This is a genomic window from Mycobacterium interjectum, from assembly GCF_900078675.2.
Lineage (GTDB): Bacteria > Actinomycetota > Actinomycetes > Mycobacteriales > Mycobacteriaceae > Mycobacterium > Mycobacterium interjectum.
Genome location: NZ_LT546237.1, coordinates 1,260,151 through 1,275,614 on the forward strand (window position 1 = coordinate 1,260,151; position 15,464 = coordinate 1,275,614).

At 67.2% G+C, this 15,464-nt stretch carries 15 protein-coding genes and 1 pseudogene; 9 read left to right on the forward strand and 7 right to left on the reverse strand.

Features of this window, described 5'->3' with window-relative positions; genetic code table 11:
• Positions 1–9: 9 nt before the first annotated feature.
• A pseudogene (locus tag BN4348_RS40270) lies at positions 10–675 on the forward strand (SDR family oxidoreductase).
• Here the strand turns inward: BN4348_RS40270 and BN4348_RS40275 are convergent.
• Entirely contained in the window at positions 659–1,048 is a 390-nt protein-coding gene (locus BN4348_RS40275) for a hypothetical protein (protein ID WP_066912249.1), read from the reverse strand. The pseudogene BN4348_RS40270 and the gene BN4348_RS40275 overlap by 17 nt on opposite strands.
• A 59-nt stretch (positions 1,049–1,107) precedes the next feature.
• A complete protein-coding gene (locus BN4348_RS40280; protein WP_066912251.1) occupies positions 1,108–1,605 on the reverse strand; it encodes a hypothetical protein in 498 nt (165 codons plus the stop codon).
• A gap of 98 nt (positions 1,606–1,703) precedes the next feature.
• Here BN4348_RS40280 and BN4348_RS40285 point away from each other — a divergent pair, with 98 nt between their 5' ends.
• The 4 genes from BN4348_RS40285 (at position 1,704) to BN4348_RS40300 (ending at position 5,851) form a co-directional block, all read left to right on the forward strand.
• Positions 1,704–2,018, forward strand: a complete 315-nt coding sequence (locus tag BN4348_RS40285; RefSeq protein WP_142308693.1) for a hypothetical protein — start codon at positions 1,704–1,706, stop codon at positions 2,016–2,018.
• A gap of 49 nt (positions 2,019–2,067) precedes the next feature.
• Complete coding sequence (locus BN4348_RS40290; RefSeq protein WP_066912256.1) at positions 2,068–3,690, forward strand: class I adenylate-forming enzyme family protein; 1,623 nt, start codon at positions 2,068–2,070, stop codon at positions 3,688–3,690.
• Entirely contained in the window at positions 3,677–4,450 is a 774-nt protein-coding gene (locus BN4348_RS40295; RefSeq protein WP_066912258.1) for a class II aldolase/adducin family protein, read from the forward strand. Before BN4348_RS40290 ends, BN4348_RS40295 begins: the two co-directional genes overlap by 14 nt.
• 132 nt (positions 4,451–4,582) lie before the next feature.
• Positions 4,583–5,851 (forward strand): amidohydrolase family protein, encoded by a 1,269-nt coding sequence (locus tag BN4348_RS40300; RefSeq protein WP_066912261.1) that lies wholly within the window; start codon positions 4,583–4,585, stop codon positions 5,849–5,851.
• A gap of 77 nt (positions 5,852–5,928) precedes the next feature.
• On the opposite strand, the gene BN4348_RS40305 is transcribed toward BN4348_RS40300, so the two are convergent.
• From BN4348_RS40305 to BN4348_RS40315, 3 genes are all read right to left on the reverse strand, one after another.
• A complete protein-coding gene (locus BN4348_RS40305) occupies positions 5,929–6,750 on the reverse strand; it encodes a class I SAM-dependent methyltransferase (protein ID WP_066912264.1) in 822 nt (273 codons plus the stop codon).
• On the reverse strand, positions 6,747–7,217 hold the full coding sequence (locus BN4348_RS40310) for a GbsR/MarR family transcriptional regulator (RefSeq protein ID WP_066912267.1): 471 nt from the start codon (positions 7,215–7,217) through the stop codon (positions 6,747–6,749). Before BN4348_RS40310 ends, BN4348_RS40305 begins: the two co-directional genes overlap by 4 nt.
• Before the next feature lie 90 nt (positions 7,218–7,307).
• Positions 7,308–8,327, reverse strand: coding sequence for an NAD(P)H-dependent flavin oxidoreductase (locus BN4348_RS40315; RefSeq protein WP_066912270.1), 1,020 nt, complete (start codon positions 8,325–8,327; stop codon positions 7,308–7,310).
• A gap of 66 nt (positions 8,328–8,393) precedes the next feature.
• On the opposite strand from BN4348_RS40315, the gene BN4348_RS40320 reads away from it, so the two are divergent.
• From BN4348_RS40320 to BN4348_RS40335, 4 genes are all read left to right on the forward strand, one after another.
• On the forward strand, positions 8,394–9,995 hold the full coding sequence (locus BN4348_RS40320; RefSeq protein ID WP_066912273.1) for an arylsulfatase: 1,602 nt from the start codon (positions 8,394–8,396) through the stop codon (positions 9,993–9,995).
• Positions 9,996–10,070: 75 nt separating this feature from the next.
• A complete protein-coding gene (locus BN4348_RS40325) occupies positions 10,071–11,738 on the forward strand; it encodes a purine-cytosine permease family protein (protein WP_066912276.1) in 1,668 nt (555 codons plus the stop codon).
• A 24-nt stretch (positions 11,739–11,762) separates the two neighbouring features.
• Positions 11,763–12,986, forward strand: a complete 1,224-nt coding sequence (locus BN4348_RS40330) for an FAD-dependent oxidoreductase (protein ID WP_084454126.1) — start codon at positions 11,763–11,765, stop codon at positions 12,984–12,986.
• A 39-nt stretch (positions 12,987–13,025) separates the two neighbouring features.
• Positions 13,026–14,024, forward strand: coding sequence for a Gfo/Idh/MocA family protein (locus BN4348_RS40335; RefSeq protein ID WP_066912279.1), 999 nt, complete (start codon positions 13,026–13,028; stop codon positions 14,022–14,024).
• A gap of 4 nt (positions 14,025–14,028) precedes the next feature.
• On the opposite strand, the gene BN4348_RS40340 is transcribed toward BN4348_RS40335, so the two are convergent.
• Both BN4348_RS40340 and BN4348_RS40345 read right to left on the reverse strand, forming a co-directional pair.
• Complete coding sequence (locus BN4348_RS40340; protein ID WP_066912282.1) at positions 14,029–14,856, reverse strand: sugar phosphate isomerase/epimerase family protein; 828 nt, start codon at positions 14,854–14,856, stop codon at positions 14,029–14,031.
• Position 14,857: 1 nt separating this feature from the next.
• Complete coding sequence (locus tag BN4348_RS40345; protein WP_066912285.1) at positions 14,858–15,427, reverse strand: SecDF P1 head subdomain-containing protein; 570 nt, start codon at positions 15,425–15,427, stop codon at positions 14,858–14,860.
• Between the last annotated feature and the right edge of the window lie 37 nt (positions 15,428–15,464).

The window sequence follows — 15,464 nt, forward strand, 5'->3', positions numbered from 1 at the left end:
GATTCTCCGGTGAACAACGTCGAGGGGAAGGTCGTCGCGATCACCGGCGCGACCAGCGGGATCGGCGAGGCGACCGCGCGGCTGCTGGCCGCGCGGGGCGGCAGCGTGGGCCTTGGCCTGTATCTTGTACACCTCTAGCTGNTCGAGCGGCTGATCGCGGCCGCCACCGAGCAATTCGGTTGCGTCGACGTCCTGGTCAGCAACGCCGGGATCAGCAAGATCGGTCCCATGGCGGACCTGGACGCCGAAGGCTGGTCGGCGATGATCGACGTGAATCTGCGCGGGGTGCTGCACGGCATCGCCGCGGCCCTACCGGTTTTCCGCAGCCAGGGACGCGGCCACTTCGTGACGACCGTGTCGACGGCCGGGCTGAAGATCGTGCCCACCATGGCGGTGTACGCGGCCACGAAGAATGCCGTCCGGACCGTCATGGAAGGCCTGCGTCAAGAGTCGACCGACGGCGTTATCCGAACGACTTCTATATCGCCGGGATTCGTTGACACGGAACTCGACAGGTCGATCGACGACACCGCGCTGCGTGACCAAATCCGACGCAGCATGAGCGCCGTCGGGCTGCCACCGGCGGCGGTCGCGCGGGCGATCGCTTTCGCGATCGAGCAACCCGACGATGTCGAGATCGGCGAGATCGTCATCCGCCCTACGGTTCAGGGTTAGGGGCCATCTTCGCCGGCGGGCCCGTCACAGCTCGCCCATGATGCGCAGCCGCCGCGCGGAGTACTCGGCCTCGGAGATGGCGGCGGCTTTCGCGCAGCGCCTCGAGTTCCCTGAAGCGCTCGGAAACCGGCACCGGCGGTTCCGGATACGAAAGCGGTATCGGACGCGCGGGGTGCCTCATGTTCCCGGCGTCCCATCCCGCGCCGAGGTTGATGAGCCGCAGCGCGAACAGCACGCCGGCCGCGGTGATCGGCAGCCCGAGATAAAGCATCCAACCCAGCGGCAGGCCGGCTCGACTCAACGCGACATAGCGCGACAGCAGCAACAGAGCGACCAGCGCCCCGGACAGCAGGACTGCGGCCTTGGTCTTCATTCGCGGGTTCCTCCTTGCGATCGCAGAGTTCCTATCGCAAGTGGACGACGCGCGTGGCGCTACCGATCCCAATTCCGGTAGAAGTAGTGCAGCACCAGCGCGGTGACCAACCCGTATCCCAGGTGCGGGATCAGATCGCTGATCCACCCGACGACTCCCCAGGTGCGCGGATCGGTCACCCCGAGCACGGTCATCGGCCCGTTGGTGCCGATCAGGGCGATCACGGTCGCGACCAGCGTGGCCACCAGCAGGCCCGGGCGCCACCCCAGTGCATACGCCAGCCCGAGAATCAAGCCGATCCCGATGCCCGCGGCATATCCGGTCAACGCGCCGAGGCCGAGGAGCCGGTTGGCCAACACATCACCGGTCCCGGGCACCGTCAGGCCAAACAGCCTCGACATCGCTTCGACGGTTCGTTCGGGCGTCGTGCTCGTCGGCCGGCCCCGCACCGCGATGTCCAGGTAGGTGATCACGTCGAGCGCGGTGGTGCCGGCCGCCGCGGCGGCGGCGCCGCAAAGCAGCCCCGGCCAAAGCCGGTCAATCCGGGTGGTCCTCACCGGCCACCGCCTCCTATGCTGGCAGCTTGCGTCGGGTTTGACTAAAGCATCCTGTGTCGCTGTACGCATCCGGCGACCGCCAACTACAGTTGGTAACCATGACGAATCGCAAAGCCAGGGCGGCCGCGGTGTGCAGCGGCGCCGCAGTGTTCTTTGCGGTCGGGTTGGGCCTCGCCGGCGTGCAGGGCGGTGCCGGTGAGCCGCTGACCAGCGCACCGAGCTCTTCGTCCGGCGTGGCGCCCACCGGCGGCGACGGGGGCGGCGCCATCACCGTGCAGCCGGTCGGCGGGGGCGCCTGCATCATCGGCCTCAACTGTGGCTGCCTTCCGCGCCGCACCTGTCCGACGCCGCACCCTCGTCCGGGCACCGCCGGCGCCGAGCAGCACAACGCTCCGGCCCCGCAGAATCCTTAGCGGCCGGACTTCCTGACTAAACGGCGAGCGGTTTCCCTATCATTTGGGGATGAGCGCCGGTGGGCTGGATACCGTTGGCTCGCCGGCATTCGCCGACGAGGATGCGGGCCTGTTTCGCGCCGCCGGCTGGTGGTCGGACTCGACCCTGTCGGACGCGGTGCGTCGCAACGCCGAATCCGCACCGGATCGCCGCGCCTATGTCGACGATCTCGGCGCATCGCTGAGTTGGCGTGAATTCGGCCATGCGGCAAGCAAACTGGCGGAGGAACTGGCCGGAATCGGTGTGCGCCGCGGCGATCGGATCGCGGTGTGGCACGGCGATTCCACCGCCATCCACGTGCTTTTCGTCGCGATCGAACGGTGCGGCGCCGTCGTGGTCGGCATCGGCGCGCGCGCCGGGACCCGCGAGGTGGCTGCGATACTACGGAATTCGCAACCAAAGATCCTGATCAGCGACCCGGAGCGCGGCGCGGCCGCTGCGCAGGCGGCCGGGAAGGCCTCGGTGTCCACCCTGGTCATGGACGGTGGTCCCGGTGCGCTGCGGTTCGACGCGTGCGCGCAGCCCAGGGCGTTGGAGGTGGACGCACAACTGGGACCCGATGACGTCTTCCTCATCAATTCCACGTCCGGGACGACCGGCCTGCCCAAATGCGTGGTGCACACACAAAACCGTTGGCACTACTTCCACCAGAAGGCCGTCGCCAACGGATTGCTGACGCCGGATGACGTCTTCTTGCCGGTCATACCCACGCCGTTCGGCTTCGGCGTCTGGACCAGCCACACCACCCCGATCTATCTCGGTGCCACCGCGGTGATCCTGCAGCGGTTCACCGCGCGTGCGGCGTGTGAGGCGATCGCGCGCCACGGGGTGACCGTGTTGTGTTGTGTCAGCACGCAATTGACGATGCTGATGGCGGACCCGGCGTGCCGCGAGCATGACCTGAGTTCACTGCGCGTCGTTTTCGCCGGCGGCGAGGCGTTGCCGTACCGGCCGGCCGCCGAATTCGAGGAACTCACCGGCGCGAAGATCCTGCAATTCTACGGCTCCAACGAGACCGGGTTGCTCAGCGCCACCACGGTCGATGACCCACGCGAACGCCGACTCCGCACGGGCGGCCGGATCGTTCCCGAAATGGCGGTCCGGCTCTTCGACGGAGATCGGGACGTCACCGCGACCGGGCGCGGCCAGCCCGCCTGCCGGGGCCCGGCGACCAGCCTCGGGTACCTCGGCGGCGCCGACCACGACAAGCTGTTCACCGCCGACGGGTGGATGCGCATGGGCGACCTCTGCGAGATCGACGCGGAGGGCTACCTGACCGTGACCGGACGCACCTCCGACTTCATCCTGCGCGGCGGCAAAAACATCAGCGCGACCCAGGTCGAGGACGCCGTGACGACCCACCCCGCGGTCGCCGTGGCGGCGGCCGTCGCGATGCCCGATCCGGTGTTCGGCGAAAAGGTCTGTGTCTACACCGAACTCGTCAACGCTCAGACCATCGACCTGCCCTGCCTCGTCGACCATTTGTTGGCCCTGGGCGTCTCCAAGGAGCTGTTGCCCGAGCGGCTCATCGTGGTCGACGAACTTCCCCGATCGTCCGGAGGCAAGGTCGCCAAAGGTCTGCTCCGCGAGGATATTCGAACCAGGATGGAGGCCGATCATGAACGCTCCTGACGCACGGCGGGGTGGCCTCGAGGTCTGGGCACCATCGGTGGTGCCTCCGATCGGCGTCGAGCTGTCCCATGAACAGGCCCTCGCCATCGCGTTCCGCCACCTGGCCGCCATCGGATTCGCGGAGAACATGGCCGGGCACATCACCTGGCAGCTCGACGGCCAAACGGACATGTTGGTCAACCCGTGGGGGCTGTGGTGGCAGGAGCTCACCGCCTCGGACATCTGCGTGGTGGACAGTGACGCGCGGGTGGTTCGCGGTCGCTGGGATGTCACCCCGGCCATCCACATTCACACGGAACTGCACCGAGTCCGCGGCGACGCCCGGGTGGTCATTCACAACCACCCCTATTACGCGTGCGTGCTGGCCGCGCTGGGCAGGCTCCCCGAACTGGTGCACCAGACCGGCTCGCTGTACCTCGACGACCTGTGCCTCGTCGACACGTACGACGGCGAAATCGACAGCCCCGCCCGAGCCGCGGACCTCGCCGCGCGCATCGGCGGTGCCAACCTCACGATCCTGGCCAACCACGGCGTGATCGCGACGGGCCGCAACCTGCCGGAAGCCGTGTACCGGGCGGCGTCGATCGAGCGGGTATGCAAGCTGGCTTACGACGTCATGCTCACCGGCAAGGACCCGGTGAAGATGAATTGGTCCGACATGGCGGGCATGCAGCGGTCGCTGATCGAACGCGCCGCCGACGTGTATTGGGCGGGGGCTGCTCGGATGACCATCAGGGCGGACACCGATGTGCTCACGTGAGGAGGTGCCGATTGTGCAGCCACGGCGTCGAGTGTGCGCACAGGGTGCAATTCGGCCGTGGTTCCCGCCCTGGCCGCACAGTCAGAACCACCATCGCACATTCAAGCGCCTGCCCCGCAAGGAGATTGACAAGTGAAATCGATCGATGAGCTGGCCGGTGACCTGAACTTCACCACGGCCAAGACGGGCGAGCAACGCTCCGTCACGTTCCTGCCGGATCCGCCCCGGGCGTCCCGCCGCTACACGGTGATCTCGGTCGACGACCACATCGTCGAACCGCCGGACACCTTCGCGGGGCGGTTGCCGCGAAAGTTTGCCGATCGCGCCCCCAGGGTCGTTGAGACCGGTGACGGGGGACAGACGTGGGTCTACGACGGCCGGGAATTGCCCAACGTCGGATTCAACGCCGTGGTCGGGCGGCCGGTCGCAGAGTACGGATTCGAGCCGGTCCGCTTCGACGAGATGCGCAGGGGCGCATGGGATATTCACGAGCGCGTCAAGGACATGGATCTGAATGGCATCTATGCGTCGCTGAACTTCCCCTCCTTTCTTCCGGGGTTCGCCGGCCAGCGGCTGCAGCAGGTGACCACGGATCGGGACCTGGCGCTGGCCGCCGTGCGCGCCTGGAACGACTGGCACCTCGAGGTCTGGGCGGGGTCATACCCCGACCGCATCATCGCCTGCCAGTTGCCCTGGCTGCTGGACCCCGAACTCGGCGCGAAGATGATCTACGAAAACGCCGAACGCGGCTTTCGCGCCGTCACTTTCAGCGAAAACCCGGCGATGCTCGGTCTGCCGAGCATCCACTCCGGCCACTGGGACCCGCTGATCGCGGCGTGCGCCGAGACGGGCACCGTCGTGAACCTGCACATCGGCTCCTCGGGGTCGTCGCCGTCCACCACCGACGATGCCCCACCGGATGTGCAGGGCGTGCTGTTCTTCGCCTATGCCATCTCGGCCGCGGTCGACTGGTTGTACTCCGGCCTGCCCAGCAGATTCCCGGACCTGAAAATCTGCTTGTCGGAAGGCGGGATCGGTTGGGTGGCCGGGTTGCTCGACCGTCTCGATCACATGCTCAGCTATCACGCGATGTACGGCACCTGGCAGGCGCTGGGCGAAAGCCTCACTCCCGCGGAGGTGTTCACCCGGAACTTCTGGTTCTGCGCGGTGGAGGACAAGTCGTCGTTCGTGCAGCGTGACCGGATCGGGGTGGACAACATCATGTTGGAGGCCGACTATCCGCATTGCGACTCCACCTGGCCGCACACCCAGCAGACCATTCACGAACAAATCGGTGACTTACCGCCGGACGTGATCCGGAAATTCAGCTGGGAGAACGCTTCTCGCCTGTATCGCCACCCGGTGCCGGTCGAGGTTCAACGGGATCCCGAGGCATTCTGACGTCGTCGTCGCGGCCCGGGGCCGCAGGATGGCGCACCCACCCAGTCCGTGAACTGCCATACGGCCGGTGCCGGGCGTCAGAATGCGAAGCGATTGAGCACGTCGTAGTTCCGCATCGGGGTGGCGTTCACCACCCGCCAGATCAGCCGCACCGGCGCCGAAGGGATGCGGTCGCAGAGCGCGCCCACGGAGGACTGCTCGAGGAGGCGCAGCCGCGGGTTCCATTGCTCGAGTTCGCGCGCGTCGCGGATGCCCCACCTGGTGATGCCCTTGGTGAAGATCTTGGACAGCCGCGGCCCCGTCGGCGACACCGTGTCGAAGGCGAACTCGCCGCCGCCGAATCGATCCGTGATGGAGTGCAGGAGCGCCCGCACCTGGGGTCCGGTGAGATACATGACGAGCCCTTCGGCGACCATCAGCGTCGGGCGATCGGTGGGTACCTCATCCAGCCACGTTTCATCGGTCACCGACGAGCCGATCATCCGGTAGCCGTCGCGGTCCTCGTAGAGCTTGCGGCGCAACGCGATCACGTCCGGCTGGTCGACGTCGAACCACTGCACGGTTTTCGGCGGAGCCAGGCGCATGGCCCTGGTGTCCATGCCGCACCCGAGGTGCAGCACGGTGGCGTTCGGATGGCGGCGCAGGAAGCCGGCGGTCCAGTCGTCGAGCTGTTTGGCGCGCATCGCCACCAGGTATTGGTTGGATCCGGGCCGCATGGCGCGTCGCATGCGGGCCCAGTCGTAATCGATGCGGTCCACCGCCTCGGCGGCCGCCGCGTCGCCCAGAATCGGTGCCGGCGAACCGCTTTCGTACGCCCGCAGGTACAGCGTGCACAGATTCGTCCATTCCACCGATCCCCACGCCACGCCGCTGAAGTCGACTTTGTCCGTCGTCGTCATGGTTGTCTTCTTCCCTCCCGATATTCGGTCCACATCCGCATCAGCTGGTCGCGATAGTCCCGGGTACAGAACTCGCAGAAATCGCGGAAGTCCTCGACGCGCTGCCGCTGCTCGGCGCGGTCCTCGCCCAGCACGGACAGGGCGAACTCGGCGGGCTCGATGCCCAGCCGCATCAGCGACAGCTGCGTTTCCAGGACGCTGGTGAACCCGCCCGGCGTGACCCGGTAGAGGTGTTGACGGTTCGGGCTCGGCAGGCGCTCCACCATGCCGCCCTCGAGCAGCTGGCGCGCGACGGTGCTGATCGACGCCTTGCTCACCGACAGTGCGTCGGCCAGCTGGGTCAACGACTGCTGCGGCGGATCGCAGATCAGCAGCCACCCGTATACCCGGCCCATGGTGCGGGTGGCGCCGAGGAGCTCGAAGAACAGCCCGAGGCGGTCGACGAACTCAGTCTCGTCCGGTGACATGGCCCTCGATTAGTTCGTTCAGTACATACTAAACGAAGGCTACAACAAGGGCCGCGTCATGGGAAGCCAACCCGGAATGAGAGCGACCTATCAGAGTTTGGATGCCAGCCGCCGCAGGATGTCGGTCGCGGGCTCGGCGGTGGCGTGCCGGTACCCGGTGCCCGCCCACAGGTGGATGTAGTCGGGCTTGCCCGCCGCGGCGGCCGCTTTGCGCATCCCGGTGGTCAGGTGGTGAATCGCCGGATAGCCCAGCGGCGCCTGCGCTTCGTGGGCGTCGATGAACGCGTTGCGCAGGCCGCGCGCCGGGCGGCCGGTGAAGGCCCGGGTGATCACCGTCTCGGTGTACGCGGGATCGGTCAGGGCCGCCCGGTGGGTGGCCGACGCACCGCTCTCGGTGGCGCGCAGCAGCACGGTTCCGACGACCGCCGCCATGGCGCCCGCGCGGATCACCTCGGCCACGGCGGCGGGGGTGGCGAGCCCGCCGGCGGCCATGATCGGCAACGGAACCCTCGCCGCGACTTGCTTGACGAGGTCGACGATCGGCACCGGCGTTAACGGCCGGTGGGGCGACAGCGTGCCCGAATGCCCGCCGGCGGCGGCCGCTTGCACGGCGAGCATGTCGACCCCGGCTTCGTGGGCCAGCGCCGCCTCGTCGGGAGTTGTCACCGTCTGGACCACGATGGTGTCGGCGCGTCGCAAGGCCGCGATGACATCGCGCGACGGTATCCCGAAGGTGAACGACACCATCGGGACCGGCTTGTCGAGCAACAGCGCGATTTTCTCGTCGAACCTGTCGGTGTCCTCGATCGGCTCCATCGGCAGGGTCAGGCCAAACTGGTCGGCGTCCTGCTGCACGATTGCCGCGTAGGCCCGGTAGCTGTCGGGATCGACCGGCAGCGGATTCGGCGCAAACAGGTTGATGCCGAACGGGATCCCCGCGGCGCGGACCTTCTCGAGCTCCGCTTCGACGGCCGCCACGGTTTTGTAGCCCGCCGCCAGCATGCCCAGGGCACCGGCCCGGGTCGCGGCCGACACCATGGCTGGGGTGGTGGGACCGCCCGACATCGGGGCGGCGACCAGCGGAATGGACATCCCGAACTGTGCCAGCATCCAACGACAATATCCGTGCCACCGCAGCGTTCCCTCCGGGCGCCGGACCTGACAGGATGCTTCAGCGTGAAGCGACCCAACTTTTTAGTGATCGTGGCGGACGACCTCGGATTTTCCGATATCGGCGCATTCGGCGGCGAGATCAACACGCCCAACCTGGACCGGCTGGCTTACGCCGGCGTGCGGTTCACCGATTTTCACTCCGCGCCGGCGTGCTCGCCCACCCGGGCGATGCTGTTGACCGGCACCGACCATCACATCGCCGGCATCGGCACGATGCTCGAGGTCGCGATGCCCGGGTTTGAGGGCGCGCCCGGCTACGAGGGCTACCTGAACGACCGGGTCGTGGCCTTGCCCGAGCTGCTGCGTGACGCCGGGTATCTGACGCTGATGTCGGGCAAGTGGCACCTCGGTGGCACCATCGAGACCTCCCCGTGGGCCCGCGGCTTCGAGCGGTCGTTTGCGTTGCTGCCTGCCGGCGCCAGCCACTACGGCCCGGGCGCCGGCGGCGGGTTCTCGCCGGTGGCAACGCTTTACACCGAGGACGACCGGTTCGTCACCGTTGGCGACGACTTCTACTCCTCCGACTCCTACGCCGACACCCTGCTGCGCTACCTTCGCGAGCGTCCCCCGGAGGACGACCGGCCGTTTTTCGCCTACCTGCCCTTTCAGGCGCCGCACTGGCCCTTGCAAGCGCCGGACGAATCCATTGCGCCGTATCACGGCGGCTACGACGACGGCCCGGACGCATTGCGCGAGGCCCGCCTCGAGGCGCTCAAGAAGCTCGGCCTGTGCCCGCCCGACGTGGTGGCGCATCCCGTCGTGGCCGACGGCGCTCCCGAGTGGGACGCCATGACCGACGACGAGCGCGCGCGTTCGGCCCGCAGCATGGAGGTCTACGCCGCGATGGTCGACCGGATGGATCACAACATCGGGCGGGTGATCGACTACCTGGCCGGCACGGGCGAGCTGGACGACACCGTGGTGATCTTCTTGTCCGACAACGGCGCGGAGGGCGCGATGGTCGAGGCGATGCCGCTTCGCGGCGCCGAGATCGTCGCGCAGATCGAAAAGTATTGCGACAACAGCCTCGACAACCTCGGCGGACCCACCTCGTTCATCTGGTACGGCCCGCGCTGGGCGCAGGCCGCAACGGCGCCGTCGCGCCTGCACAAGGCGTTCACCACCGAGGGCGGGATTCGGGTGGTGGGCTTTATCACGTGGCCCGGCTTTGCGAGGCAGGCCGAGATCGGCACGGCGTTCAGCACGGTCATGGACATCGCCCCGACCGTGCTCGAGCTCGCGGGTGTCACACATCCCGGCACCGCCTACCGGGGCCGTGAGATCGAACCCATGCGGGGCCGCTCGCTGCTGCCATATCTGTCGGGGGACAGCGAGAAGGTCCATGGCGACGAAACCGGCACCGGCTGGGAGTTGTTCGGCCGCCGCGCGATTCGACAGGGCGATTGGAAGGCCGTGTATCTGCCCGCGCCGTACGGTCCGGGAGCCTGGCAGCTCTACGATCTCTCCGGCGACCCCGGCGAGATCGACGACCTCGCCGCCGCGCGGCCCGACAAGCTGGCCGAGCTGCTGGCGCTGTGGGACCGCTACGTTGAGGAGACGGGCGTGCTACTCGGCCCCGTCTCGGTGTTCGACGCCGACTTGTAGGCGTAAGACCGCTCCCAGGAAACCGCAAGATACGTCGGCTATGTTCTGCTCGTATTTGCGACGCGGAGGGGTGGGATGACGCCGGAGATCGAGACTGACGTCGAGAATCAAACATCGACGCCGGCCGCCGACCTCGATACCCTGACCGCGGCCAGGGAGACGCTCGAGGACTACACACTGCGGTTCGCGCCGCGCAGCTACCGGCGGTGGTCCACGGCGGTGGTGGGTATCTCGGCGCTTGGCGGTATCGCCTATCTCGCCGACTTCGCGATCGGCGCGAACATCGGCATCTCCTATGGCACCGCAAACGCCTTGTGCGGCATCGGAATCTTCGCCGTCGTGATCTTCCTGACGGGATTGCCGCTGGCCTATTACGCCGCGCGCTACAACGTCGACCTGGATCTCATCACCCGCGGTAGCGGCTTCGGCTACTACGGCTCGGTGGTCACCAACGTCATCTTCGCGACGTTTACGTTCATCTTCTTCGCGCTCGAGGGTTCCATCATGGCCCAGGGCCTCCAGCTGGGCCTGCACCTGCCGCTGTGGTTGGGCTATGCCTGCTCAACGCTGCTCATCTTCCCGCTCGTGATCTACGGCATGAAAGTCCTCTCCCAGCTGCAGGTTTGGACCACCCCGCTCTGGCTGATCCTGATGGTGGTGCCATTCGTCTACCTCCTGGTCGGGCACCCGGACTCGATCGGCCAGTTCTTCGCCTACGGCGGCCGCGTGGGTAACGGCCAAATGAACATCGGCTCAACATTGTTGGCCGCCGGCGTCTGTCTGTCGCTGATCGCCCAGATCGCCGAACAGATCGATTACCTTCGCTTCATGCCGCCCCGGACGCCGGCCAACGCCCGGAGCTGGTGGACCTGGATGCTGCTGGCCGGCCCCGGCTGGGTGGTGTTCGGGGCGATCAAGCAAGTCATCGGCCTGTTTCTCGCCGTCTATCTGATCTCCAACGTCGCCGGCTCCACGCCGATCGCCAACCAGCCGGTCCACCAGTTCCTGCTGATCTACCGCAATTTCATGCCCGACTGGCTGGCGCTGACGCTCGCCGTGGTTCTGGTGGTGATCAGCCAGATAAAGATCAACGTGACGAACGCCTATTCGGGCTCACTGGCGTGGACCAATTCGTTCACCCGCGTCACGAAGCACTACCCGGGACGTGTGGTGTTCCTCGGCGTGAACCTCGTCATCGCGTTGATCCTGATGGAAGCCAACATGTTCGACTTTCTCAACACCATCCTGGGTTTCTACGCCAACTGCGGCATGGCGTGGGTGGTGGCGGTCGCCTCCGACATCGTCTTCAACAAATACCTGTTGAAGCTGTCACCCAAGGCACCCGAGTTCCGCCGCGGGATGTTGTATGCCATCAACCCCGTTGGTTTCGGTTCGCTGCTCGTGGCGGCGGGGCTGTCAATCATCGCGTTCTTCGGTGGCCTGGGCGCGGCGCTTCGGCCCTTCTCGCCGCTGGTCGCGATCGTCCTGGCGCTGGTGATGCCCCCCATCCTCGCTGCCGCGACGAAGGGCAAGTACTACCTGCGGCGCAGCCACGACGGCATCGACTTGTCCATGTACGACGACCACGGCAACCCCTCGGCCGAACAGTTGAAGTGCCATGTCTGCCATCACGACTACGAGCGGCCCGACATGCTGACGTGTCACACGCACGGCGCGTACGTCTGCTCGCTGTGTTTGTCCACCGACCGGGTGGGCGACCACGTGCTGCCCGCGCTTGGTTGAACGCCGCCGTATGCTTGAGCGCTGATGGTTGAGACAACCACGTGCGCCGTCGTCGGCGGCGGCCCCGCCGGAATGGTGCTCGGGCTGCTCCTGGCGCGGGCCGGTGTGGAGGTCACCCTGCTCGAGAAGCACGGTGATTTCCTGCGCGACTTTCGGGGCGACACGGTGCATCCGACCACCATGCGGTTGCTCGACGAGCTGGGCCTGTGGGAGCGCTTCACGAGGTTGCACTACAGCGAGGTTCGCAAGGCGAAATTCGAAGCGAATGGGCACTCGGTCACCTACATCGACTTCGAGCGGCTCGGGCGTCTCGGGCAGCCCCACCCTTACATCGCGATGGTGCCGCAGTGGGATCTGCTGAACCTGCTCGCCGAGGCCGCCAAAGTCGAGCCCAGCTTCACCCTGCGGATGCGGACCGAGGCCACCGGGCTGCTGCGCGAGGGCGGCCGGGTCACTGGAGTGCGTTTCCTGGCACCCGACGGGCCCGGTGAATTGCGGGCCGAGTTGACGATTGCCTGCGACGGCCGTTGGTCGATCGCCCGAAGCGAGGCCGGACTGAAGACGCGCGAGTTCCCGGTGAACTTCGACGTGTGGTGGTTCAGGTTGCCGCGCGAAGGCGATGAGGAATTCTCCTTCCTGCCCCGCTTCGCGCCGGGCAAGGGTCTCGGCGTGATCCCGCGCGAGGGCTACAACCAGATCGCGTATCTCGGACCCAAAGGCACGGACGCCCAGCTGCGCGCGCGAGGCATCGAGGAGTTCCGTCGCGACGTGAGCGCGCTGATACCGGAAGCGGGCGCGTCCGTGGCGACGCTGAATTCCATGGACGACGTCAAGCATCTCGACGTCCACGTGAATCGGTTGCGCCGCTGGCACGTTGACGGGCTGCTGTGCATCGGCGATGCGGCGCACGCGATGTCCCCGCTGGGCGGCGTCGGCATCAACCTGGCGGTCCAAGACGCCGTGGCGGCCGCGACCATCTTGGCTGAGCCGCTCCGGCGGCACCGCGTCACCGATCGCGACCTGGCGGCCGTCCGCCGACGCCGTGTGGTTCCCACCGCGGTGACCCAGGCGGTGCAACGGGTATTGGCCAACAGGCTGCTCGGGCCGCTCCTTCGCGGCGCCGACCCCACCCCGCCGGCGGCGGTGTTCGGCCTGGTGGAGCGGCTCCCGTGGCTGTCGGTGGTGCCCGCGTATTTCATCGGCGTCGGGGTTCGTCCCGAGCACGCACCGGCTTTCGCCCGTCGCTGAGCGCCGAAGCGGGCGCGACCGGATGCTAGCGTCAGCTCCGTGTCTGGCCACGGAAAGCCCATCCGGTTCGGGATCCTGGGTGCAGCCAACATCGCGCCCCAGGCGCTCGTCAACCCGGCGAAGCACCACGGCGAGGTCGAGGTGGCCGCCGTCGCGGCGCGGGATGCCGCGCGTGGGCAGGCCTTCGCCAACAAACACGGCATCGCCCGCGTGCACGACAGCTACGACGCACTGATCGCCGACCCCAACCTCGACGCGATCTACATTCCGCTGCCGAACGGGCTGCATGGCAGGTGGACCCGGGCCGCGGTGGCCGCCGGCAAGCATGTCTTGTGCGAAAAGCCCTTCACCGCCAACGCCGCCGAGGCGCGCGAAATCGCCGAACTGGCCGCGAATTCCGATCGGGTGGTGATGGAGGCATTTCACTATCGCTATCACCCGCTGAGCCGGCGCGTCGAGGAGATCATCGCCTCCGGCGAGCTCGGCGAGCTCAAGCGGGTCCAGGCCGCGTTGTGCTTCCCGCTGCCGAAATTCTCCGACATCCGCTACAACTACTCGTTGGCCGGCGGGGCGACGATGGACGCCGGGTGCTACGCCGTCCACATGGTCCGCACTTTTGGCGGTTCCACCCCGGAAGTCGTGTCGGCACAGGCGAAATTGCGAGACCCGCGGGTCGACCGGGCCATGACGGCCGAGGTGAAGTTCGCGGGCGGGCACACCGGCCGGGTGCGCTGCTCGATGTGGTCGTCGCGGTTGCTGCAGATCAGCGCCCGCGTGGTCGGCGAACACGGCGAGGTGCGGGTGTTGAACCCAGTGCTGCCCCACCTCATCAATCGGCTGAGCGTCCGAACGCCCGCCGGCAAACGCGTGGAGCGGTTCCCGCGCCGCACCTCCTACGCCTATCAGCTGGACGCTTTCGCCGCGGCGGTGCTACGCGGCGTACCGTTCGAGACGACCCCCGAGGACGCGATCGAGAACATGACCGTCATCGACGCGATCTATGGCGCCGCCGGCCTTCCCCTGCGCGAACCGAGCTGAGGCGCTAACCCGTTGGCCCGGATCCCGATTCGGACAACAAGCGCCGCGCCGCCTCGACACACGGCCGGAGGCGATCAATCGGGCTGACCCCCTCCAGCGCCAGCGACCGTCGTGGCACTTCGATCTCGATCACGATGTCGTGCGGAAGCGCGACAAGGATGTCGCGCAGCGGCAATTCGCCTTCGCCGGGAACCATCCGCTCGAACATGGCCTCCTCCATGTAGTTGTCGGCACGCGGCCGCAGCGTCGTGTCGTTCAGCTGGGCATATCCGATGTGGCCGGGATCGATGGCCGCGACCTCAACTGCACCGGAACCGGATCGCACCAGGTGCATGGTGTCGATCAACAAACGGAAGTCGGGCCGGCCAACGTGCTGCCGCGCGGCCAGCGCGGTCGGCACGTCGCCGACGGTCAGGCCCGGTACCGGTTCGACGACGGTCTGGATGCCGCGTTGTGCGGCCAGTTCGGTCAGCATCGCGAACCGGTCGAAGGTGCGGCCGAGGTCGGGGTCGAGGCTGACGACGTTGATCCGGGGAACGGCGAGTTCGGCAAGCGCGTCGAGATCGGTTGCGAACGTGTGCATCTGCGTGTCGGGCATGATCAGGAATCCGTCGCCGAGCGAGATCGCCACGCCGCGGTGATCCATGGCGGCGAGCACCTCTCGCCGCAGGCTCGCGTCCTTCAAAGAGAAGGGCGGGTATCCGAGCTGCACCAACGGCAGCCCCCGCACCACCGCCGACATGTACCGGCAGCCGAGGTCCGCGGTGAGGTCGACGAATTCCACTGGCGGAAGGCCGAATCCGCACAGGAAGCCGATGCCGAGCCGGTCCACGTCAGGCACCCCGACCCGCCAGCCGGGCCAACTGGTCGGCGGCCTGGGCGGTTTGGGTGGTCAGCGCGACCTTGCCGGACGTCACCTGTTCTTCGATGATCGGCGCTTCCAAAACGATGTCATCGCGAATGAAGGCCACATGGTCTTTCAGGTGCGCGGCGGTGTATGCGGCCCACGCCGCCGCCGACGGAGGGTCCATCGTCAGACTCACCTCATAGAAACCCGACGTCAGCGACGTGGGCTGGTCGACGCGGGTAAGCGTAAGACGCATCGTCTCCGGACCCAACGTATACACGGTGGTTTTGGCGAGGTCGCAGGCGACCAGAATGCTGGCCGGCGCGGCGGGCGCGACCGGATCCGTCGCGGGGCACTTGGTGGGCGATGCCGGCTGGGACTTCTGCACCGGTCGAACCGGTAACGGCTGGATGTTCACCGCGGGCGCCGCCGACGGGGTCGTCGTGGGCGACGCGCTGGTGGTCGACGTGCTGGGCGGGGGCCGATGTTGCGTTGAGTGGCAGCCACACATCACCGCGCCGAGCAAAAGGACGCTCGAGAGCCTGCGGGTGCCCATCTGGCCATTCCACCACACATTTACCGCAGAAAAGGTT